Here is a 21566-nt window from a genome sequence, read left to right on the forward strand (position 1 = left end):
ATTGACCGGTAGGGAGCGCGCATCCGGACTGGGCGACGGCGGACCCGTCACGGGGTCGTCGTCGCCTCCTTCGGCGTTCCCCGAACCGGAGCCCTCCCTGCCGCACTGGCAGGAGATCGCCGACGCGGTGTGGCTCGCCGCGCACTGGACCCGGCACGACCCGGACCCCGGCCCGGGACCGGCTTCCGGCCCGGGACCGGCTCCCGGCTCGGAGGCGGACACCGGTGGCCGCCCGGAACGCACCCCCGCGGACGCGGCGACCCCGGCCGAACGCCCCCCGGTCCCCCCGCCCCCCGCCCAGGGCCTCGCCCGCGACCCGTCCGCCGCACTGCCGCCCGAGCCACCCCCGCCCACACCGGCCGACGGCGTCCCCCTGCCCGGGTCCATCACCGGTGAAGCCACCCTCACCGCCCGGCTGTTACCCGACCCCCTCGGCGCCCGCACCCTGCACGTCGGCCGCCCCCTGCTGCCCCCCGACGAGCCGCCCCAGCCCGGACCCGGCCGGGCCACCGCCCTGCTCGCCCGCGCCCTGCACCGCCTCGCCCGCCGCATCCCCTCCCGCGACACCCTCGAACTCGACGAGGAGACCACCGCCGAACAGGGAGTCGTGGACGGCATGTGGCTGCCCTTCCTGCGCCCCGCCCGCACCTGCGCCTTCGACCTGGTGCTCCTCGTCGACGCCGGGCCGACCATGCGGATCTGGGAGGACGCCGTCGCCCGCCTCGCCGAGGCCGCCGAGCACAGCGGCGCCTTCCGCGGGGTGCGCACCCTCCGTGTCACCGTGCCCCGCACCGGCACCGCCACCCTGCGCTGGCCCACCGGGCGGGTGGCCGCCGACCCGGCCGAACTCCTCGACGGCCGCGGCGACCGCGTCTTCCTCCTCGTCACCGACGGACTCGCCCACGGCTGGGCCGCGCCCGCCGCCGACGCCCTGCTCGGCCGCCTCGCACACGCCGGCCCCACCGCCGTCGTCCACCTGCTGCCGCCCCACCTGCGCCACCGCACCTCCCTCAACCCCTACGACGCCACCCTGGAGGCCGGCGGCTTCGGCGCCGCCAACGCCGCGCTGCGGCACTGGGCGCCGCCCGGCGGCCCCGACCCGCTGCGGCCCTTGCCCGCCGCCGGTGACGGCGCCGTCCCCGTGCCCCTGCTCTCGCTGCGCCACGGCTCGCTCGCCGCCTGGGCCGACCTCGTCACCGGCGAACGCGGAGTGCGCCGCGCGCTGCCCGTCGTCCTGGCCGGCACCCTCGCCAAGGGCGCGCCCGCCCCAGGACTGCGCGCCCCGCGCTTCCCGCGCGCCGCAGCCGCCGCCGTACGCCGGTTCCTCACCCTCGCCACCCCCGCGGCCCGCGCCCTGGCCGCCCAACTCGCCGCGATCCCCTTCGACTTCGACCTCGTGGAGCAACTGCGCCGGCGCACCATGCCGGAGACCCGGCCCGACCACCTCGCCGAGATCCTGATGGGCGGGCTGATCGACTGGGACAGCGGCGAGGAGCACCCCGAGTTCGCCGAGGGGGTGCGCGAGGCGCTGCTCGCCACCACCACCCGTTCCCAACTCGCCCGCACAGTCAGCATGGTGGGCGACCTGCCGGCCGCGGGGGAGCGGGGCGTGGCGCTGCGGGCCGCGCTGCGCGACCCCGGCGGCGCCCGGCTGCCCAACCCGGCCGCCCGGGGCTGGGCCCGCAGCGAACTCGCCGTCATGCGGGCGCTGTCCGGGCCGTACGGCGAGCGCGCGCGCCGCATCGAACCGCGGCTGTCCAGGTTCTACGGCCTGGCGGCCGACGGCGACACCGGTACGGCTGAACGGGTGGGCACCGGTTTGTCGAATGCTTCACCCACAGCGGTGAACCAGGGGGACGCGGTGCTCGCTCCCCCGGGTCCGGAAGGCAGTGATCCAGCGTCGAGAGAACCCGAGACCGCTGGAGACCACGTGAGCCTGGTGACCGACGCTACCCAACCACAAGCCCCGGAGGCTGAACCGCTCATGCAGAGCACCACGACCGCGACGCCGGCCCTCCTGGTGAACGTTCCCCTCAGGAACACCTCGTTCGTCGGCCGCCGGGCGCTGCTCAGGGCCGTGGAGGAGCAGCTCAGCGCCCAGGACACGACGGCCGTGCTGCCCAACGCGCTGCACGGCCTGGGCGGTGTCGGCAAGTCCCAGCTGGCGCTGGAGTACATCTACACCCACCAGCACGACTACAGGGTCATCTGCTGGATCCCCGCCGAGCGCGAAAGCCTCGTCCTTGCCGCGCTGGCCAGCCTCGCCGCCCAGCTCGGCGTGGCCCCCACCGGTCAGGACAGCGCCGCCGCCCCCGCCGCGAACACCGCCGTGCCGGCCGTCCTGGAGGCGCTGCGCACGGGCAAGCCGTACGACAACTGGCTGCTCGTCTTCGACAACGCCGAGGACATCGACAAGGTCCGCAACTACTTCCCGACCAACGGACCCGGGAAGGTCATCGTCACCTCCCGGAACCGCGGCTGGGAGCGGGTGGCCACCTCCCTGCCGGTGAACGTCTTCGAGCGCGCTGAGTCCGTCGAGCTGCTGCAGAAGCGCTCGCCCGACCTGAGCGCCGAGGACGCCGACCGCCTCGCCGAGGCCCTCGGCGACCTGCCGCTCGCCGTCGAGCAGGCGGGCGCCTGGCGGGCGGTGACCGGCATGCAGGTCGACGAATACCTCGACGCCCTCGCGCAGCGCAGCCCCGAGATCCTCGAACTCGACCCGTCGCCCGACTACCCGGTCTCCGTCGCGGCCGCCTGGAACATCTCCCTGGACCGGATCCAGGAGAAGAACCCTGGCGCCCGGCAACTCCTCGACATCTGCGCCAGCATGGCCCCCGAGCCGATCCCGCGCTCGATGCTGCGCGGCAGCCGCGGGGTGAGCATCACCTCGGAGGTCGACCCGCTGCTGCGCGAGTCGATCAAACTGAACCGCGCCATCCGCGACCTCAGCCAGTTCTCGCTGATCAGGGTCGACCCCCGCTCCGACACGCTCCAGATGCACCGCCTGCTGCAGACCGTGCTCCTGGCCAAGCTGGGCGCCGACGAGCGCGAGCAGATGCGCGACGCCGCCCACCAGCTGCTGTCGGCCGCCAAGCCCGGCCAGCCCGGCTCGTCCCTCGAATGGCGCGCGTACCAGGCGCTGCTGCCGCACGTGCTCGCCTCGCAGGCCGTGACCAGCACCGACGACTACGTCCGCGACCTGGTCGCCGACACCGTGTGGTTCCTCTACTACTGGGGCGACCACGAAGGCGCCGCCGCGCTCGCCCGGCAGGCGTGGACCGCCTGGGTGGCCGCCTCCGGCGAGGAGGACATCCAGGTCATCCGGATGGTGAAGTGCTTCGCGTGGCTGCTGCGCCAGATCGGCGAGGTCGGCGAGTCCTTCCCGCTCACCGAGCGGGCCCTGGAGATCTCCCGGCGCATCGACGCCGAGCCGGAGGTCCTGATCGACTCCCTGTGCGAGATGGCCGACGCCTACGGCTACCAGGGGCGCTTCCAGGAGGCACGGGAGGTGGCGAAGGAGGCGTACGAACTCGCCCGCTCCCTGTTCGGCACCGACGACCCCATCACCCTGCGCGCCACCCACTCCTACGGCGTGGAGCTGCGGCTGTGCGGTCAGTTCGGGGAGGCGCTGGCCCTGGACCAGGAGAACGCCCGGCTGCGCGACCTGCTGTTCGGGCCGGCGAGCTTCTACACCCTGAACACCCTCAACGCGCTCTCCATCGACATGCGCGAGCGCGGCGACTATCCGGGTGCCCGCGACTTCCAGGAGGACGTGCACCGGCGGGCCCGCGACACCATGGGGGAGGAGCATCCGCTCACCCTGCGCATCGCGCGCAACCTCGCGGTGTGCCGCCGCCGCGACGGGGCGCTCGGCGACGCGGCGGAGCTGGCCGCCCAGACCCTGCGCCGGTTCACCAGCCGCTACGGGCAGGACCACTTCGACTCGCTGGCCACCGCGACCAACGTCTCCGTCGATCTGCGTCTCGCCGGCGACCTGGACGGCTCCCGGCAGCTCGCCGAGGTCACCCTGCTGCGCTACGAGCAGCGGCTCGGCAAGAACCACGCCTACACCCTGCTGACCAAGGCCAACCTGGCCGCCACGCTGCGGGCACTCGGCGCGCTCGACGAGGCGCAGGAGCTGGAGGACGACGCGGCGCGGCGGCTCGCGGAGACGGTCGGGCCGCGCCATGTCACGGCCCTCACCGTCGCCATCGGCCAGGCCAACACGGCGTACGCGCGACTGGACTTCGAACGGGCACGCGAGATCGACGAGGCCAACCTGCCGCTGCTCACGGAGGTCGCGGGGGAGATGCACCCGCTGACCCTGTCCTGCACCGCCAACCTGGCGCTGGACCTGCGGGGGCTGGGCCGCGGCCGGGAGGCGGACGAACTGGAACGCAAGGCGGTCGACGGCTTCTCCGGCGGAGTGGTCCGCCCTGACCACCCCTGGCTCCAGTCGGCCCGCAAGCGCCGCCGCATCGAGTGCGACATGGCCCCGATGCCGCTGTAGCCTGCCGGCGGCCGTGAGGGGCTCGTCCGGGACGTGACCCGGCAGCCCCGGCTCCGGACGGCCGGGGCCGGGGGCGGCGGCGGGGGCGGGGCCGGGCCGGGGCCGGGGTGAGTGGTCGGCCGCCCGGTCGACGGGGTCGTCGGCTTCACGTCTAGGTGTCGTCGGCCGCCCGCCGGGGGTGTCGTCGGCTCCACGCCGAGGGGGCGTCGGCCTCGCGCCGAAGGGGTCGTCGGTCTCACGCCGAAGTGGCGTCGGTCTCCGGTCTCGTCGAGGCGGGGGCGGGGCCCGCCGGGGTGGGGTCCGGCGGGGCCGTCGGCCGGGTCAGGCTCCCGGGAGGGGGGTTTCCGTCGGGTTCGGGTGGGTGGGGTCGGGGGTGTCGCCGCGGGCGCGACCGGGGCGGGACAGCCGGCCGGCCAGGCGCAGGAGCGGCTGGGTGAGGAGGGTCGTCGCCAGGGCCATGAAGACCAGGACCGTATAGAGCTGTTCGCTCAGCAGGCGGGCCTGGTAGCCCGCGTTCAGGGCGATCAGCTCCGTGAGGCCCCGTGTGCTCATCAGGACGCCGACCGTGCGCGCGTCGTCCCGGTCCAGACCGCTCAGCCGTGCCGCCGCCGTACTCGGGCCGACCTTCGTCGCCACCGCCAGCACCGTCACGACCAGCAGCGCGATCCAGCCCGTGGCGTTCATGGAGTTCAGCGCGACCGACTGGCCCGAGACGACGAAGAAGAACGGCAGCAGCAGCGAGCTCACGTCGTGCAGCGGCCGTACCAGGTCGGGATCGAGCGTGCCGTCCTGCTCCCGCGGCAGCACCGCTCCCGCCAGCAGCGCACCGAAGATCACGTGCAGCCCCAGGTAGTGCGTCACCCACGCCGACCCCAGCGCGAACCCGAGCAGCAGTGCCATCCGCAGCGACGGCTCCATCGCCGTCCGCCACAGCAGCCGGCGCAGCAGCGGCCGCGCCACGAGCGGCATCAGCACGACGAAGCCCACGGCGAGCAGCGCCCGCCACTGCCAGGCGAGCGCCTCGTCGCCGGCGCCGCTGTTCAGCAGCGTCCCCGCCAGCACCGTCCACCCGAGCACGTCGAGCAGCCCGGCAGCGGACACCGCCACCACCCCGGGCACCGTACGGGCCAGGCCGTTCTCCCGCACTATGGCCGTCAGCACCGGCACGGCCGTTATCGACAGGGCGACCCCGGCGAACACCACCACGGCCGGGGAGAGGGCACGGTCCATCCCCAGGTGCCGCAACTGCTCCCGGAACAGCAGCGCGCAGCCCGCGCCCACCGCCATCGGCACCACGAACGCCGCCACCGCCACGGCCACCGCCGACCGCGCCCGGTCGCCGAGGATCCGCAGATCCAGTTCGTACCCGACGAAGACCAGGAAGACGACGAGGGAGATCTGCGCGAAACCGGTCAGCGCCGGTGAGATGCCCTTCGGGAACAGCGTGTCGTGCACGCCGGGCGCCACGCTGCCCAGCAGCGACGGCCCGAGCGCGATGCCCGCGGTCAACTGGCCCACGATGTACGGCTGTCCGAGCCGGCGCGCCAGCCAGCCGGCGGCGTGCGCGGCCACCAGGATCAGGGCCGAGGCACCCACGATGTGCAGGACGAGCGCGTCAGGGCTCATGGTGTCCCCCAGTGGTCCGGTGGGCCGGGCCGGCAACCCGGCCGCCGACGGGGATCGCACCCGCTCTCGACCCCAATCTCCTTATGGTACTGGTAACTTGACGTCCCAGCGGCAGTCGTACAGGGCGCTGCACCAGTGTCACGGGGGGCACATGACGGCGGTCGTCTTCATCCATGGGACAGGGGTTCGCGAACCGGACTTCTCTGCGACGGCGGGGCGCGTCGCGGCCGGACTGACCGCGCTGCGCGACGGACTACGCATCGTGCCGTACTACTGGGGCGGCACGCACGGCGCCACGCTCGCCGCCGGCGGAGCGAGCCTGCCCCCGGCCACCGGCACCACCCGCGGCCTCGCCGAGGCGCCCACCGCCGGCCCGGCCCGAGGGTCCGGCGAGACGCCGGGCGCCGCGGACCCCGACGACGACACCGTCGCCTGGGCCGCCCTCTACGTCGACCCGTACGCCGAACTCGCCCTCGCCGCGCAGCGAGCGGCGGACCGGACCGCCGAGCGGCCCCCCGGCTCCGTACCGCCCGCGCAGAAGCTTCAGGCGCGGCTCACCGCGCTGGCCGCCCAGGGCGACGCGCCCGCCGCCGAGCTGGGCCCCGGCCTCGCGCGTGCCGCCGCCGACCTCGCCGCCCACCCCCTGCTCGCCCCCGCCGCCGAGGCCCTGGACCCCGACGACCTCGCCGCCGTCGCCGCCCGCAGCCTGACCGCACGCGTCATCGCCGACGCCCTCGACGCCGACACCCCGCTCGTCCCGGTCGGCGACACCCGCGACACCGTCACCGAAGCGCTCGCCGAGGCACTCGGTGCACCACCCCGGGGCACCCAGCGCGGCGTGCGCTCCCTGCTGCTGCGCACCGCCGGGTCCGCGGCCTCCCGCGCCGTCGTGCGCCGCCGGCGCGCCCTCACCGAGGCCGCGCACCCCGCCGCCGGGGACGTGCTGCGCTACCTCGCCCGCGGCGCCGCCGTCCGTGCGGGCCTGCGCTCCCTCGTCGAGGGCCTGGCGGAGCCCGTCGTGCTCCTCGGTCACAGCCTGGGCGGCATCATCGCCCTGGACACACTGGTCTCCGCCCCGCTGCCGCAGGTCCGGCTGCTGGTGACGGCCGGCTCCCAGGGGCCGTTCCTGTACGAGTCGGGCTCCCTGCCCACGCTGGAGCACCCGGCCCCGCTGCCGCCCCACGTCCCCGCCTGGCTCAATCTGTACGACCGTCGCGACCTGCTCTCCTACCTCGGCGCCGGTCTCTTCCCGGGCCGGGTCACCGACGTCGCCGTCGACAGCCGCCAGCCGTTCCCGGCCGCGCACAGCGCCTACTGGACCAACCCGGCCGTGTACCGGCACATCGTGGACCGCCTGCCGTGACCGGTCCCTCCCCGCACACCCCCCGCGTCGACCCGGCGCGTGTGCACGCCCTCGTCGTCGGTATCGAGTCCTACGCCGCCGGGCCCGCCTGGGACCTGCCCGGGCCGGCCCGCGACGCGGTCCGCTTCCACGCCCTGCTGCGCGCAGCCGGCGTACCGGAGGACCAACTGCGCCTGCACCTGGCGCCATTGCCGCCCTACCGTCCCGGCGTCCCGTACGCCCCCGCCGACCAGGCCACCCTGCGCCGCGCCCTCGTCCAGGAACTGCCGCGGGAGCAGGGCGAGGTGCTGTGGGTGTGGTGGGGCGGCCACGGCGCGCTGGACCGGTCCGGGCACTTGCGGCTGTTCTGCGCGGACGCCACCACCGCCGACAAGCTCGGCATCGACCTGGACTCCGCACTGGAGCGGTACCGCAGCGACGCCGTGCCGTCCCTCACCGGGCAGTTGTGGATCGTCGACGCCTGCGAGACCTTCGAGGAGGACCTCGCGCTGCGCGAACCACTGCCGCCGGACGCGCTGCCCGTGGGCCGGCGCACGCTCGTACACCGGCAGACCGTGCTGCGGGCCGCCGGGCGCGGCCGGGCCGCCGCCAACGACCCCGTGCGCGGCACCGGGCTGTTCTCCGACGTCCTGCTCGGCCTGCTGGCCGAACACACACGGGCGCTGCCCGCGCCGCCCGATCCGGAGGAACTGTTTCCGGCCGTCCGGGCACGCATCGCCGCCCTCAGGGAAGCGGGCCGAACTCTGCAGTATCCGGAGATCCGGCTGCAAAGCCCCGAGCGTGGCGAAATCATCACCGCCGCCGCGCCGCCCGGCGCTCCCCGGCCCACCTCCCCGCTGCAGCGCGCGGTGGACGCCCTGCTGGCCTATCCGCTGATGGCCGACCCCGTCGAACGGCAGATGGTGGTCGGCGCGCTCGACCCTCGCGTCACCGGGACGCTGGCCCGTCACACCCGGGCCCGCGCGGACGCCGTGGGAATCCTGGGCGGCCTGGCCCGGCAGGGGGAGCAGGCCCTGTGGCAGCTGTACGACGCGGTCGTGTCCGTCGACGACGACACCGGGCGGGCGGCAGAACTGGCGGACGCACTCCGGGAGTTCGGCGCCGCGCAGGGGTCCTCGCGCGGTCGTGGATGATCGGGTGGCGTGATCGTACGGTTTTCGACCGGGGCAGGAATGGCCATGATGGAACAGGACGCGGGGCATTGCGTGCCACCGTGCGAGAAGGGGGAGCATCTTGGACCAGCCGCCCGCTCTGCAGCACGCCGCAGCCGTCCGTGATCCGGACCGCGCCGCGGGCGCCCTCGTCTGGGAGTCGGATCTGACGGACGTCGCCGCGCTGCCCTTGACCGCCGTGGACGAGCTGGCGCCGCTGTCGTCCACCGCCCGCCTGCTCGAGGAGGTCCTGCGCGCCCGCAGCGGCGTCAAGGGCGGCAGCGACGGCCCCGGCGGCGCCCGGGCCGAATAGCGCGGCCGGCCGGAGTGCCGCGCCGCGGGGAGCGGCCACGCGAGCGGCGTGGACGCGCGAGCCGAGTGGACGCGCGAGCCGAGTGGCTGCGCGAGCCAGTGCGGCAGCGCGTGCCGAGTGGCTGCGCGAGCCGAGCGGCCCCGCGAGCAGAGCAGCTCCGTGGAACGAGCAGCCGTGGGCGCGGTGGCCGGCTGTCCGCCCCACCAAGCCCCTGCCCACCCCGCAAGCCCCTGCCCGCCCCCGCAAGCCACCGTCCCCCCAGCCGCCACGTCCGCTCGGCCGCCGTGTCGGAGTGAGGGGGCGCGTGCGTGCCGCAGTGCGGCCGTGCGTCGTCCGCTCGCCCGCCGGAGGCCCCCGTACCCGTGACCGGAGGTCCCGCCCATGACGAGCGAGCGCCCCGCGCCCCTGCGCATGCCCGACGCTCTCTTCGCCGAGCTCGCCGCCGGCGGCGGTTCGGCGGCGGCCGTCGCCTTCCTGGAGCGGGCCGAGCGCGCCCGCCGGCTGCTGCTCCTGCGCACGCTGCTCGACCGCGCCGCGGACCTGCCCACGCCCGAGACATCGGTCGCCGACGCCTGGCGCGTCGTCAAGGACGCCGCCGCCCGCGCACCCGAGGAGGTCGACCGGCTGCTGCTCGCCCCGGCCACCGGTGGCTGGCTGGCCCATGTGCTGCGCCGGCTGCACGGCACCGCGTCGGGGCCGCCGCTGTGGGCGGAGGCCGGTCACCTGAACGCTCTCGCCGTCTCCGCGTCGCTGCTCGCCGGTACGGCGGCGGACCTCCGCGTGCCGCTCACCGGCGGCCGTCTGCCGCTGCCCGGCCTCGGACTGGCCCGGCTGCCGGACGCGGCACCGGGGCCGACGGTCGCCCGTGCCGTCACCCGTGACGGCGAACTGACCCTGACCGCGGGCGGCGCCTCCGCGCTGACGATCCGCCCCGCGACCGCGGCCGTGGACGGACCGGCCGGGGAGACACCGGCGCAGAACGGCTGGCTCCCGTTGCGCACCCTCACCCTCGACCGTCCGGCGGGCCCGGTCGCCGTCCCGCTGGACGATCTCGACCCCTACCGCGACCTCGACGACCCGCTGCCCCCGGCCCGGCTGGAGGACGCCGAGGCCCGGGCCTGGCAGCGGCTGTTCGAGGAGGCCGCAGCCGTGCTGGACGCCTCCGGCGGGCCCGGCCCCGGCCGGATGGACGCGGCCCTGATCCGCTCGGTCGTCCCCTACGGCCGTACCGCCGCCACCCCGCCCGCGCCGCCGGCCGTGCGGGTGTCCGCCTCCAGCGGTGACTCCTACGGCGGCATGGTGATCTCCCGCCCGTCCTCGGCGCTCGCCCTGGCCGAGACGCTCGTCCACGAGTTCCAGCACAGCAAGCTGGCCGCCCTGCTGCACCTCTTCCCGCTGCTCGACGACGACCGGGAGGAGCGCTACTACGCCCCCTGGCGGGCCGACCCGCGCCATCTGACCGGCCTGCTGCACGGGGCGTACGCCTTCACCGGTGTCGCCGGGTTCTGGCGGGACCAGCTGGCCGGTGCCCGCGAGGACCGTGCGGCCGACACCGCCGGCTACCACTTCGCGCTGCGCCGCCTGCAGAGCCGGCTCGTCGTGCGCACCCTGCTCACCAGCGGCCGCCTCACCGTCCAGGGCCGCGCCCTGGTCTCGGGACTCGCGGCCACGCTGGACGGCTGGCTGCGCGAACCGGTCCCCGCGGCCGCCCTCGCCCGGGCCCGTACGGCGGCCCTGCTGCACCGCACGGAGTGGCGCCTGCGCAACGTGGCGGCACCGGCCTCGTCCAGGACGCCGCACCCGCTGCGCTTCCGCGCGGACCGCACCTTCTGGCCCGATCTGCGCACCCACGCCTTCGCCGCCGCGCCCGAAGCCCCGAGCACCCCCGACGAACACCTCGCCGCCGGCGACCCGGCCGCCGCGCTGACCGGCTACTCCGAGCTGCTGGCCGCCCGCCCGGCGGAGCCGCACACCCTCGCCGGCTGGATCGTCGCACGGGCCGCCGCCCACCCGGGCCGCACCGCCCGCCACCTGCTCGCCCGCCCGGAACGACTCCAGCCCCAGCCCACCGCGTGACCACCGGTCCCTGGCCGAAAGCACTCCCTCCGCGCGAGCGGCAGCGGAGATCTCCGCACATCGAGGAGAAGAGAAACGTGCGAGTGGCGGGTCAAGACGGGAGCCGGTGGTCAGGATGGAGGCATGGGATTCCACGTCGACTCCGAGGCCGGGCGGCTGCGCCGCGTGATCCTGCACCGGCCGGACCTCGAGCTCAAAAGGCTCACGCCCAGCAACAAGACGACCCTCCTCTTCGACGACGTGCTCTGGGTGCGCCGGGCGCGCGCTGAGCACGACGGTTTCGCCGACGTCCTGCGTGACCGCGGGGTCACCGTGCACCTCTTCGGCGACCTGCTGACCGAGACGCTGGAGATCCCGGCGGCCCGTTCGCTCGTCCTGCAGCGCGTCTTCGACGAGAAGGAGTACGGCCCGCTCGCCACCGACCACCTGCGCGCCGCCTTCGAGACACTCCCCGCGCGCGAGCTGGCCGAGGCACTGGTCGGCGGCATGACCAAGCGCGAGTTCCTCCAGGAACACGCCGAGCCGGTCTCCGTCCGCTTCCACGTCATGGAGCTGGACGACTTCCTGCTGGCCCCGCTGCCCAACCACCTGTTCACCCGCGACACCTCCGCCTGGATCTACGACGGCGTCTCCGTCAACGCCATGCGCTGGCCCGCCCGGCAGCGCGAGACCGTGCACTTCGAGGCGATCTACCGGCACCACCCCCTGTTCCGCGACGAACCGTTCCGCCTGTGGTCCGAGGGGCAGGCCGACTACCCCTCCACCATCGAGGGCGGTGACGTCCTGGTCATCGGCAACGGCGCGGTGCTGATCGGCATGAGCGAGCGCACCACACCGCAGGCCGTGGAGATGCTCGCGCACAAGCTGTTCGCAGCCGGATCGGCCCGTACGATCGTGGCGCTCGACATGCCCAAGCGGCGGGCGTTCATGCACCTCGACACCGTGATGACCATGGTCGACGGGGACACCTTCACCCAGTACGCGGGCCTCGGCATGCTGCGCTCGTACACCATCGAACCCGGCGCCGGGGAGAACGAGCTGAAGGTCACCGACCATCCGCCGGAGCACATGCACCGGGCGATCGCCGCCGCGCTCGGGCTGAGCGAGATCCGGGTGCTCACCGCCACGCAGGACGTCCACGCCGCCGAGCGGGAGCAGTGGGACGACGGCTGCAACGTGCTGGCGGTCGAGCCGGGCGTCGTCGTCGCCTACGAGCGCAACTCCACCACCAACACCCATCTGCGCAAGCAGGGCATCGAGGTGATCGAGATCCCGGGCAGCGAGCTGGGCCGGGGCAGGGGAGGCCCGCGGTGCATGAGCTGTCCGGTGGAGCGGGACGCCGTATAGCAGCGGGCCATGGGGGGCGTCTGTATATAAATGCTGAGTGTCGTATAGACTTCCAATAGTCAGCCGTCCCCCGTCCCTCTGGAGCGCCCCCATGGCGACAGTCCCGACCGCCCTCGCCGGCCGCCACTTCCTCAAGGAGCTGGACTTCACCCCCGAGGAGTTCCGCGGGCTGGTCGAGCTGGCCGCCGAGCTGAAGGCCGCCAAGAAGGCCGGGACCGAGACGCAGCACCTGCGCGGGAAGAACATCGCGCTGATCTTCGAGAAGACCTCCACCCGTACCCGCTGCGCGTTCGAGGTCGCCGCCGCCGACCAGGGTGCCCACACCACCTACCTCGACCCGTCGGGCTCCCAGATCGGCCACAAGGAGTCCGTGCGGGACACCGCGCGGGTGCTCGGCCGGATGTTCGACGGTATCGAGTACCGCGGCGACAGCCAGGAGAAGGTCGAGGAGCTGGCCGCCTGCGCCGGTGTGCCCGTGTTCAACGGGCTCACCGACGACTGGCACCCCACCCAGATGCTCGCCGACGTGCTCACCATGACCGAGCACAGCGCCAAGCCGCTCACCGAGATCGCCTTCGCCTACCTCGGCGACGCCCGCTTCAACATGGGCAACTCCTACCTGGTCACCGGCGCCCTGCTCGGCATGGACGTACGCATCGTCGCCCCGAAGTCCTACTGGCCGGCCCAGGAGATCGTCGACCGGGCGCGCGAGCTGGCCGAGTCGACCGGCGCCCGCGTCACCCTCACCGAGGCCCTCGAGGAGGGTGTGCGCGGCGCCGACTTCGTCGCCACCGACGTCTGGGTGTCCATGGGCGAGCCCAAGGAGGTCTGGGACGAGCGCATCGCCGCCCTCGCCCCGTACGCCGTGACGATGGACGTGCTGCGCGCCACCGGCAACGCGGACGTCAAGTTCCTGCACTGTCTGCCGGCCTTCCACGACCTCGGCACCAAGGTCGGGCGCGAGATCTTCGAGACCCACGGCCTCACCTCGCTGGAGGTCACCGACGAGGTCTTCGAGTCCGCGCACTCGGTCGTCTTCGACGAGGCCGAGAATCGGCTGCACACCATCAAGGCCGTTCTCGTGGCCACCCTCGCCTGACCTTCCGTACCGGACCGGCCTGCCCAGCGGGCCCTCCGTACCGGACCGGCCTGCCCAGCGGGCCCTCCGTACCGGACCGGCCTGCCCAGCGGGCCCTCCGTACCGGACCGGCCTGCCCAGCAGGCCTTATGCTGTCCGGCGGCCCGGAGCCACCCCTTCCGCGGCCGTCGCGCGCCCCACCCGGCGCATCCGTCCCCAGAAACGAGCACCACCCGCATGCCCCGCATCAAGTCCCCCGCGCTCCTGGTCGCCGAATCCGGCGCCGACCGGGACGGCCACGGCCTGAAGCGCACGATGGGTCTGTCCCAGCTCATCTGCTTCGGCGTCGGCGCGATCGTCGGCACCGGCATCTTCGTCGGCCTCTCCGACTCCGTGGCCCAGGCCGGCCCCGCCGTCGTCGTCTCCTTCCTGCTCGCCGCGATCACCTGCGTCTTCACCGCCTTCTCCTTCGCCGAGCTGGGCGGCGCGATCCCGGTCTCCGGATCGTCGTACTCCTTCGCCTACGCCGGTCTCGGCGAGACCACCGCCTTCCTCGTCGGCTGGTGCCTGCTCCTCGAATACGGCGTGTCCATCTCCGCCGTCGCCGTCGGCTGGAGCCAGTACGTCAACGAGCTGCTGCACAGCCTCACCGGCCTGCAGCTGCCCGCCGCCCTGTCCGCCGGGCCCGGCGAGGGCGGGATCGTGAACCTGCCCGCCGTGATCGTCATCGCCCTGGCCTGCGTGCTGCTGGTGCGCGGAGTGCGGGAGAGCGCCCGCGCGACCGCCGCGATGGCCGCGGTCAAGCTCGCCATCCTGCTCGCGTTCTGCGCCATCGGCTTCTACGCCTTCAAGGACGGCAACCTCACCCCGTTCGCGCCGGCCGGCCTCGGCGGCATCGGCGCGGGCACCACGGCCGCGTTCTTCTCCTACATCGGCTTCGACGCGATCACCACGGCCGGCGAGGAGGCCAAGAACCCGCGCCGCGACATCCCCATCGCCATCCTGGTCTGCATGGGCATCGTCACCCTGCTGTACTGCGCGGTCGCCCTCGCCGCCACCGGTGCCGTCGGCGGCAAGGAGGTCGGCGGCCGCCCCGCCGCCCTGTCCTACGTCGTCAACGAGGTCACCGGCTCCACGGTCGGCGGCGGCATCATCGCCTTCGGCGCGGTCGTCGCGATCGCCTCGGTGACGCTGGCGGTCATGTACGGCCAGAGCCGCATCCTGATGTCGATGTCCCGGGACGGACTGGTCCCGCGCGTCTTCGAGAAGGTCTCCCCGCGCACCGCCACGCCCGTCGCCGGCACGATGATCATCGCCGTCGTCTTCGCGATCCCGGCCGCGTTCGCCTCCCTGGACGCGGTGGTCGACCTGTGCACCATCGGCACCCTCGCGATCATGGCCGTGGTCAACATCGCCGTCATCGCCCTGCGCCGCCGCGAGCCGGGTCTCGACCGCACCTTCCGGGTGCCGCTCTACCCGGTCATGCCGCTGCTCGGCGTCGGCTTCTGCCTCTACCTGATGTACGAGACGGGCTGGAACGCCTGGCTCCAGTTCGCCGTCTTCCTCGCCGTCGGTCTCGGCGTGTACGCCGCCTACGGGCGCCGCAACTCGCGGCTCGCCCGCCGCCCGGCCGACGAGGTCACGCCGGACGCCGCTGAGCGGGAACCACTGGGAGTCTGAACCACACCGCCTTGCCGGACTCGGTGGGGCGGTGCCCGCACGACGAGCTGAGCGCGCGGATCAGCAGCAGCCCGCGCCCGCCCTCCTGCCACGGATCGGGCACGGTCAGGGCGGGCCGGGTCAGATCCCCGGGCGGCGCCGGGTCCGGATCGTGCACCTCCACCTGGCAGCCGCTCGGCAGCAGCTCCACGACCAGCTCTATCGGCGCGCCCCCGGCGGTGTGCTCCACGGCGTTGGCGACCAGCTCCGCCGTCAGCAGCTCCGCGGTGTCGCTGTCCGCCCCGTGCTCCAGCTCGGCCAGGGCCGTGCGCACCAGAGCGCGCGCCACCGGCACGGCCGCCGCGGTGTGCGGCAGCGCGATGCGCCAGGAGGCCGAGGAGGTGGGGGGTTCGTACACAGCGAGTCCGTTCATCAGCAGGCTGTCCTGCTTTCAACGTATGAAGGATACGGCGCCGCCCCTCCGAACCCTCGGCCGGGCGGCGTCCGGGTCCGTCGGCCCCGGCACCCGCGACCTACCCTCCGGCACGCCCCGCCTCGCCCCACGAGCCCCTCTGTTACCGGGCCATCGAAGAGCCGTGACGTTCTTCGGCCAATGTCCCGGACGGCGTATCGCGCCCTCGTGACGGTGGTCACGGATCGGTGATAGCTTCATGGGGTAGCGCTCAGTGAGGAGGCCGCCCGCATGAGTCCCTTCACCGGCTCCGCCGCCCGCACCCCCGCCTGGGAACATCTGCGGGTGGAGCACGCCGACGGGGTCGCCACCGTCACCCTGGCCCGCCCCGACAAGCTCAACGCGCTCACCTTCGGCGCCTACGCCGATCTGCGCGACCTGCTCGCCGAACTGTCCCGCGAGCGGTCCGTGCGGGCCCTGGTGCTGGCCGGCGAGGGCCGCGGCTTCTGCTCCGGCGGCGACGTCGACGAGATCATCGGCGCCACGCTGTCCATGGACACCGCCCAGCTGCTGGACTTCAACCGGATGACCGGCCAGGTCGTGCGGGCGATCCGCGAGTGCCCGTTCCCGGTGATCGCCGCGGTGCACGGCGTGGCCGCCGGCGCCGGAGCGGTCCTCGCCCTGGCGGCGGACTTCCGGGTGGCCGACCCGTCGGCCCGGTTCGCGTTCCTCTTCACCCGGGTCGGCCTGTCCGGCGGCGACATGGGCGCGGCCTACCTGCTGCCCCGCGTCGTCGGCCTCGGCCACGCCACCCGCCTGCTCATGCTCGGCGACCCGGTCCGCGCCCTGGAGGCCGAGCGCATCGGCCTGATCAGCGAACTGACGGAGGACGGCCGCGCCGACGAGGCGGCCCAGGCCCTGGCCCGCCGCCTGGCCGACGGCCCGGCCCTGGCGTACGCCCAGACGAAGGCCCTCCTCACAGCCGAACTGGACATGCCGCTGGCGGCCTCGATCGAGCTGGACGCCTCGACCCAGGCCCTGCTGATGAACGGCGAGGACTACGCGGAATTCCACGCGGCCTTCACGGAGAAACGACCTCCCAAGTGGCAGGGGAGGTAGGGCAGATGCTCCCTCGCAAGGGCACGGTGCCGACTTCAGGGGCGCGGGGCGGTGCCCAACGCATCGCGATCATCGGCGGAGGCCCCGGCGGCCTGTACGCGGCGGCGTTGCTGAAACGCCTGGACCCCCACCGGCAGGTGACCGTCTGGGAACGCAACGCCCCCGACGACACCTTCGGCTTCGGCGTGGTCCTCTCCGACGAAACCCTCGGCGGCATCGAACACGCCGATCCGGTGGTCTACGAAGCCCTCCAACGCCACTTCACCCGCTGGGACGACATCGACATCGTCCACAGGGGAACCAGGCAAACCTCCGGAGGACACGGCTTCGCCGCCCTCGGCCGCAAACGCCTCCTGCAGATCCTGCACGACCGCTGCCGGGAACTCGGCGTCGAGCTGCGCTTCTCCGAGCAGGCACCGGACGTGGACACCCTGGCGGCGGCCTACGACCTGGTCGTCGCCGCCGACGGAGTCAACAGCACCACCCGGGCGCGGTACGCCGACGCCTTCCGCCCCCGCATCACCTCGCACCGCTGCCGTTACATCTGGCTCGCCGCCGACTTCGCCTTCGACGCCTTCCGCTTCGAGATCGCCGAGACCGAGCACGGCGTGATGCAACTGCACGGCTATCCCTTCGCGGCCGACGCCTCCACCGTGATCGTGGAGATGCGCGAGGAGGTCTGGCGGGCCGCAGGGTTCGACGAGCTGACCGAGAGCGAGTCGATCGCCCGCTGCGCCAAGATCTTCGCGGACGCCCTCGGCGGCCGGCCGCTGCGCTCGAACAACTCCGCGTGGACCACGTTCCGCACGGTCGTCAACGACCGCTGGTCGTACGGCAACGTCGTCCTGCTCGGCGACGCCGCCCACACCGCGCACTTCTCCATCGGCTCCGGCACCAAGCTCGCCGTCGAGGACGCGCTCGCCCTGACCGCCTGCCTGGAGGAACAGCCCTCGCTCGACCGCGCGTTGTCGGCCTACGAGGAGGAACGCAAGCCGGTCGTCGCCTCCACCCAGCGTGCCGCGCGCGCCAGCCTGGAGTGGTTCGAGAACCTCGCGCTGTACCTCGACCAGCCGCCCCTGCAGTTCGCGTTCAACCTGCTGACCCGCTCGCGCCGCGTCACCCACGACAACCTCCGCCTGCGTGATGCCCGCTTCACCGCCTCCGTGGAGCAGGAGTTCGGCTGCCCACCGGGCACGCCCCCCATGTTCACCCCGTTCCGGCTGCGCGGACTGACGCTGCGCAACCGGGTCGTCGTCTCCCCGATGGACATGTACTCCGCCGTCGACGGCGTCCCCGGCGACTTCCACCTCGTCCACCTCGGCGCCCGGGCGCTCGGCGGCGCGGCCCTGGTGATGACCGAGATGGTGTGCGTGAGCGCCGAGGGCCGCATCACCCCCGGCTGCGCCGGCCTGTACGACGGCCGGCAGGCGGCCGCCTGGAAACGGATCGTGTCCTTCGTGCACGCGCAGTCGCCCGGTACGGCCATCGGTGTGCAGCTCGGCCACAGCGGCCGCAAGGGATCGACCAGGCTCATGTGGGAAGGCATGGACGAGCCGCTGCCCGACGGCAACTGGCCGGTGCTGGCGCCCTCGCCGCTGCCGTACAAGCCGGGCGGCCAGGTGCCGCGCGAGCTGTCCCGGGCCCAGCTGACCGACATCCGGCAGCAGTTCACCGGCGCCGCCGTGCGGGCCGCCCGGGCCGGTTTCGACCTGCTCGAACTGCACTGCGCGCACGGCTACCTGCTCTCCGGCTTCCTGTCCCCGCTGACCAACCGCCGCACGGACGCCTACGGGGGCGGCCTCGGCAAGCGGCTGCGGTTCCCGCTGGAGGTCTTCGACGCCGTCCGCGAGGTGTGGCCGGCCGAACGGCCCCTGACCGTGCGGATCTCCGCGACCGACTGGGCCGACGGCGGCACCACCGCCGAGGACGCCGTCGAGATCGCCCGCGCGTTCGCCGCGCACGGCGCCGACGCGATCGACGTGTCCACCGGGCAGGTCGTCGCCGAGGAACGGCCGGACTTCGGGCGGTCGTACCAGACGCCGTACGCGGACCGGATCCGGCAGGAGGTGGGCGTCCCGGTGATCGCGGTCGGCGCGATCTCCTCCTGGGACGACGTCAACTCCCTGATCCTCGCCGGGCGCACCGACCTGTGCGCGCTGGCCCGCCCGCACCTGTACGACCCGCACTGGACCCTGCACGCGGCCGCCGAGCAGGGCTACACCGGCCCGGGTGCCGTCTGGCCCGCCCCGTACCGCGCGGGCAGCCGCCGCCCGCAGACGGGCCGTACGGACGCGCCGAAGCCCCGGCTCGCGCTGGGCGGCGGCCGCTGAACCGCGCCGTCCTGCTCCCCGGGGGGGCGTCGCGGGGGCGGTGTGCGTCAGACCGCCGGCAGGCCGGGGGTCACGCCCGCGAACGCGCCGCCCGCGTCGCGCAGGCGCTCGTGCAGGGCGCGGAACACCGCCGCCGAGCGCACCCCCGGCCAGTCGGCGGGCAGCAGTCGCGACGGCAGGCCGGGGTCGGCGTAGGGCAGGTGGCGCCAGGTGTCCAGGGCGAGGAGGTAGTCGCGGTAGGCCTCCTCGGGCGGGGTGTCGGCACGCTGCTGCCAGGCGTGCAGGACGCGCTCGTGGCGGTCGAGGAACGCCTCGTGCTCCTTGGCGATGGCCGCGAGGTCCCACCAGCGGGCCACCGCCTCGGCGGTCGGCGCGTAGCCGAGGTGCTCGCCGCGGAAGAAGTCCACGTAGCCGTCCAGGTGCAGCCGCTGCAGCGTGTGCCGCGTCTCCTCGTACAGCCGGGCCGGGGCGATCCACACGCCGGGCGCCGCCGTGCCGAAGCCGAGGCCGGCCAGCCGGGAACGCAGCACGTGCCGTTTCTGCCGCTCCGACTCCGGCACCGAGAACACCGCCAGCACCCAGCCCTCGTCCTCGGGCGGAGCGGTGGCGTAGATACGGCGGTCGCCGTCCTCCAGCAGCTGCCGCGCCTCGGGGGAGAGCGCGTAGCCGGCCGCGCCCTGCTCGGTGCGGGCGGGCAGCAGCAGCCCGCGCCGTTTGAGCCGGGACACCGAGGAGCGCACCGAGGGCGCGTCGACGCCGACCGCGGCCAGCAGCCGGATCAGTTCGGCCACGGGCACCGGGCCCGGGGCGAAGCGGCCGTAGGCGCCGTAGAGCGTGACGATCAGGGACCGGGGAGCGTGCTGGTCGGACACGTTGATCATTTTAGGTCGTCGGTATCGCTGCTGGTCACTTCGGGTCACCTCACTCGTCCGCGCGTAGCCGGAACCGCTGGAGCTTGCCGGTCGCGGTGCGCGGCAGCGCGTCCAGGAAGACGATCTCGCGCGGGCATTTGTACGGCGCCAGCTCGGACTTGACGTGGGCGCGCAGCGCCTCGGCGTCCCGGACGGCGCCCTCCTCCAGGACGACGTGGGCGACGACGACCTGCCCGCGGTCCTCGTCGGGCCGGCCCACGACGGCCGCCTCGACCACGTCGGGGTGGCGCAGCAGGGCGTCCTCGACCTCGGGTCCTGCGATGTTGTACCCGGCCGAGATGATCATGTCGTCGGCGCGGGCGACGTAGCGGAAGTAGCCGTCGTCGTCGCGGACATAGGTGTCGCCGGTGATGTTCCAGCCGTCGCGGACGTACTCGCGCTGGCGCGGGTCGGCGAGGTAGCGGCAGCCCACGGGTCCGCGCACGGCGAGCAGTCCGGGCTCTCCGGCGGGCAGTTCACGGCCCTCGGTGTCCTGCACCCGTGCCTGCCAGCCGGGTACCGGGACACCGGTGGTGCCCGGCCGGGCGGCGTCGTCGGCGGCGGAGATGAAGATGTGCAGCAGCTCGGTGGCGCCGATGCCGTTGATGATCCGCAGTCCGGTCCTCTCGTGCCAGGCGTGCCAGGTCGCGGCCGGCAGGTTCTCGCCGGCCGACACGCAGCGGCGCAGCGACGACACGTCGTGGCCGTCGAGTTCGGCGAGCATCGCCCGGTACGCGGTCGGCGCGGTGAACAGGACCGAGACGCGGTGCTCGGCGATCGCGGGCAACAACTGCTTGGGGTGCGCCTGTTCGAGCAGCAGCGCGCTGGCGCCCGCGCGCAGCGGGAAGACGACAAGACCGCCGAGGCCGAAGGTGAAGCCGAGCGGGGGAGAGCCGGTGAACACGTCGTCGGCGGTGGGCTTCAGCACGTGCCGGGAGAAGGTGTCGGCGATGGCGAGCACGTCCCGGTGGACGTGCATGCATCCCTTCGGGCGGCCCGTGGTGCCGGAGGTGAAGGCGATCAGCGCGACGTCGTCGGCCGCGGTGTCCACGGCCTCGTACGGCCCCTCGGGCGCGGGGCGGTTGAGGAGGTCGTCGGGGGAGTCGCCGCCGTAGGTCGCGATCGCGAGTCCCGGTATCTCGGCCTTGGCGAGGTCGTCGACCGCGCGGATGTCGCACAGCGCGTGCCGGACCCGGGCGATCCCGCACATCGTGGCCAGCTCGTGCGGGCGCTGCTGGGCCAGCACGGTGACGGCGATCGCGCCGGCCTTCAGCACCGCGAGCCAGCACGCGGCGAGCCACGGGGTGGTGGGGCCGCGCAGCAGGACCCGGTTGCCGGGGACGACACCGAGGTCCCCGGTGAGCAGATGCGCGAGCCGGTCGACGCGGGCGCGCAGATCGCCGTAGGTCCAGGGGGCCCCGGTGGGGGTGCGGAAGGCGGGGTGGCCGTCCGGGGGACCGGTCAGCAGGGCGTCCGCGCAGTTCAGCCGTTCGGGGTAGCGCAGCTCCGGGAGGTCGAAGCGGAGCTCGGGCCACTGTTCGCGCGGCGGGAGGTGGTCACGCGCGAAGGTGTCGAGGTGCGCCGAGGTGTTCATGGCGGTTCGCCCCCTTGCCGAGTCGGCCGTGGTGGTGGGCTCGCTTACCGGGCTCGCTATCGGGAGCGTATCGCCTT

The 21566-nt window shown here is 74.0% G+C and carries 14 protein-coding genes; 10 read left to right on the plus strand and 4 right to left on the minus strand.

Annotated features, from left to right (window positions below; genetic code table 11):
- Position 1 precedes the first annotated feature (1 nt).
- On the plus strand, positions 2 to 4510 hold the full coding sequence (gene fxsT, locus ACZ64A_RS00725; RefSeq protein ID WP_469807274.1) for an FxSxx-COOH system tetratricopeptide repeat protein: 4509 nt from the start codon (positions 2 to 4) through the stop codon (positions 4508 to 4510).
- A gap of 321 nt (positions 4511 to 4831) precedes the next feature.
- On the opposite strand, the gene ACZ64A_RS00730 is transcribed toward fxsT, so the two are convergent.
- Positions 4832 to 6136 carry a cation:proton antiporter gene (locus ACZ64A_RS00730; protein WP_469807275.1) on the minus strand — a complete coding sequence of 435 codons (1305 nt, stop codon included), beginning with the start codon at positions 6134 to 6136 and terminating at the stop codon, positions 4832 to 4834.
- A gap of 151 nt (positions 6137 to 6287) precedes the next feature.
- Between ACZ64A_RS00730 and ACZ64A_RS00735 the strand changes: the two genes are divergently transcribed.
- The 7 genes from ACZ64A_RS00735 to ACZ64A_RS00765 all read left to right on the plus strand — a co-directional run bounded on the left by ACZ64A_RS00735 (position 6288) and on the right by ACZ64A_RS00765 (position 15144).
- Positions 6288 to 7499 (plus strand): hypothetical protein, encoded by a 1212-nt coding sequence (locus tag ACZ64A_RS00735; protein WP_469807277.1) that lies wholly within the window; start codon positions 6288 to 6290, stop codon positions 7497 to 7499.
- Positions 7496 to 8632 carry an effector-associated domain 2-containing protein gene (locus ACZ64A_RS00740; protein ID WP_469807278.1) on the plus strand — a complete coding sequence of 379 codons (1137 nt, stop codon included), beginning with the start codon at positions 7496 to 7498 and terminating at the stop codon, positions 8630 to 8632. Before ACZ64A_RS00735 ends, ACZ64A_RS00740 begins: the two co-directional genes overlap by 4 nt.
- Positions 8633 to 8732: 100 nt before the next feature.
- Positions 8733 to 8963, plus strand: coding sequence for a hypothetical protein (locus ACZ64A_RS00745; protein ID WP_469807279.1), 231 nt, complete (start codon positions 8733 to 8735; stop codon positions 8961 to 8963).
- A 381-nt stretch (positions 8964 to 9344) separates the two neighbouring features.
- Positions 9345 to 11039 carry an HEXXH motif domain-containing protein gene (locus tag ACZ64A_RS00750; protein WP_469807280.1) on the plus strand — a complete coding sequence of 565 codons (1695 nt, stop codon included), beginning with the start codon at positions 9345 to 9347 and terminating at the stop codon, positions 11037 to 11039.
- A 123-nt stretch (positions 11040 to 11162) separates the two neighbouring features.
- The gene (locus ACZ64A_RS00755; RefSeq protein ID WP_469807282.1) at positions 11163 to 12386 is read left to right on the plus strand and encodes an arginine deiminase; all 1224 of its coding nucleotides are present in this window, start codon (positions 11163 to 11165) and stop codon (positions 12384 to 12386) included.
- Positions 12387 to 12477: 91 nt separating this feature from the next.
- Entirely contained in the window at positions 12478 to 13485 is a 1008-nt protein-coding gene (gene argF, locus ACZ64A_RS00760) for an ornithine carbamoyltransferase (protein WP_469807283.1), read from the plus strand.
- A gap of 216 nt (positions 13486 to 13701) precedes the next feature.
- Complete coding sequence (locus tag ACZ64A_RS00765; RefSeq protein ID WP_469807284.1) at positions 13702 to 15144, plus strand: amino acid permease; 1443 nt, start codon at positions 13702 to 13704, stop codon at positions 15142 to 15144.
- On the opposite strand, the gene ACZ64A_RS00770 is transcribed toward ACZ64A_RS00765, so the two are convergent.
- A complete protein-coding gene (locus ACZ64A_RS00770) occupies positions 15104 to 15556 on the minus strand; it encodes an ATP-binding protein (RefSeq protein WP_469807286.1) in 453 nt (150 codons plus the stop codon). The two genes, ACZ64A_RS00765 and ACZ64A_RS00770, sit on opposite strands and share 41 nt — an antisense overlap.
- A 270-nt stretch (positions 15557 to 15826) precedes the next feature.
- Between ACZ64A_RS00770 and ACZ64A_RS00775 the strand changes: the two genes are divergently transcribed.
- Complete coding sequence (locus tag ACZ64A_RS00775; RefSeq protein WP_469807287.1) at positions 15827 to 16654, plus strand: enoyl-CoA hydratase family protein; 828 nt, start codon at positions 15827 to 15829, stop codon at positions 16652 to 16654.
- Positions 16655 to 16659: 5 nt separating this feature from the next.
- Positions 16660 to 18984, plus strand: a complete 2325-nt coding sequence (locus ACZ64A_RS00780; protein ID WP_469807289.1) for a bifunctional salicylyl-CoA 5-hydroxylase/oxidoreductase — start codon at positions 16660 to 16662, stop codon at positions 18982 to 18984.
- Between the two features lie 47 nt (positions 18985 to 19031).
- On the opposite strand, the gene ACZ64A_RS00785 is transcribed toward ACZ64A_RS00780, so the two are convergent.
- Together ACZ64A_RS00785 and ACZ64A_RS00790 are read right to left on the minus strand one after the other, a co-directional pair.
- Positions 19032 to 19865, minus strand: coding sequence for a PaaX family transcriptional regulator (locus ACZ64A_RS00785; protein WP_469807291.1), 834 nt, complete (start codon positions 19863 to 19865; stop codon positions 19032 to 19034).
- A 40-nt stretch (positions 19866 to 19905) separates the two neighbouring features.
- A complete protein-coding gene (locus ACZ64A_RS00790) occupies positions 19906 to 21489 on the minus strand; it encodes an AMP-binding protein (RefSeq protein ID WP_469807292.1) in 1584 nt (527 codons plus the stop codon).
- Positions 21490 to 21566: the final 77 nt, after the last annotated feature.

The sequence above is a fragment of the Streptomyces sp. NPDC104814 genome, assembly GCF_055583185.1.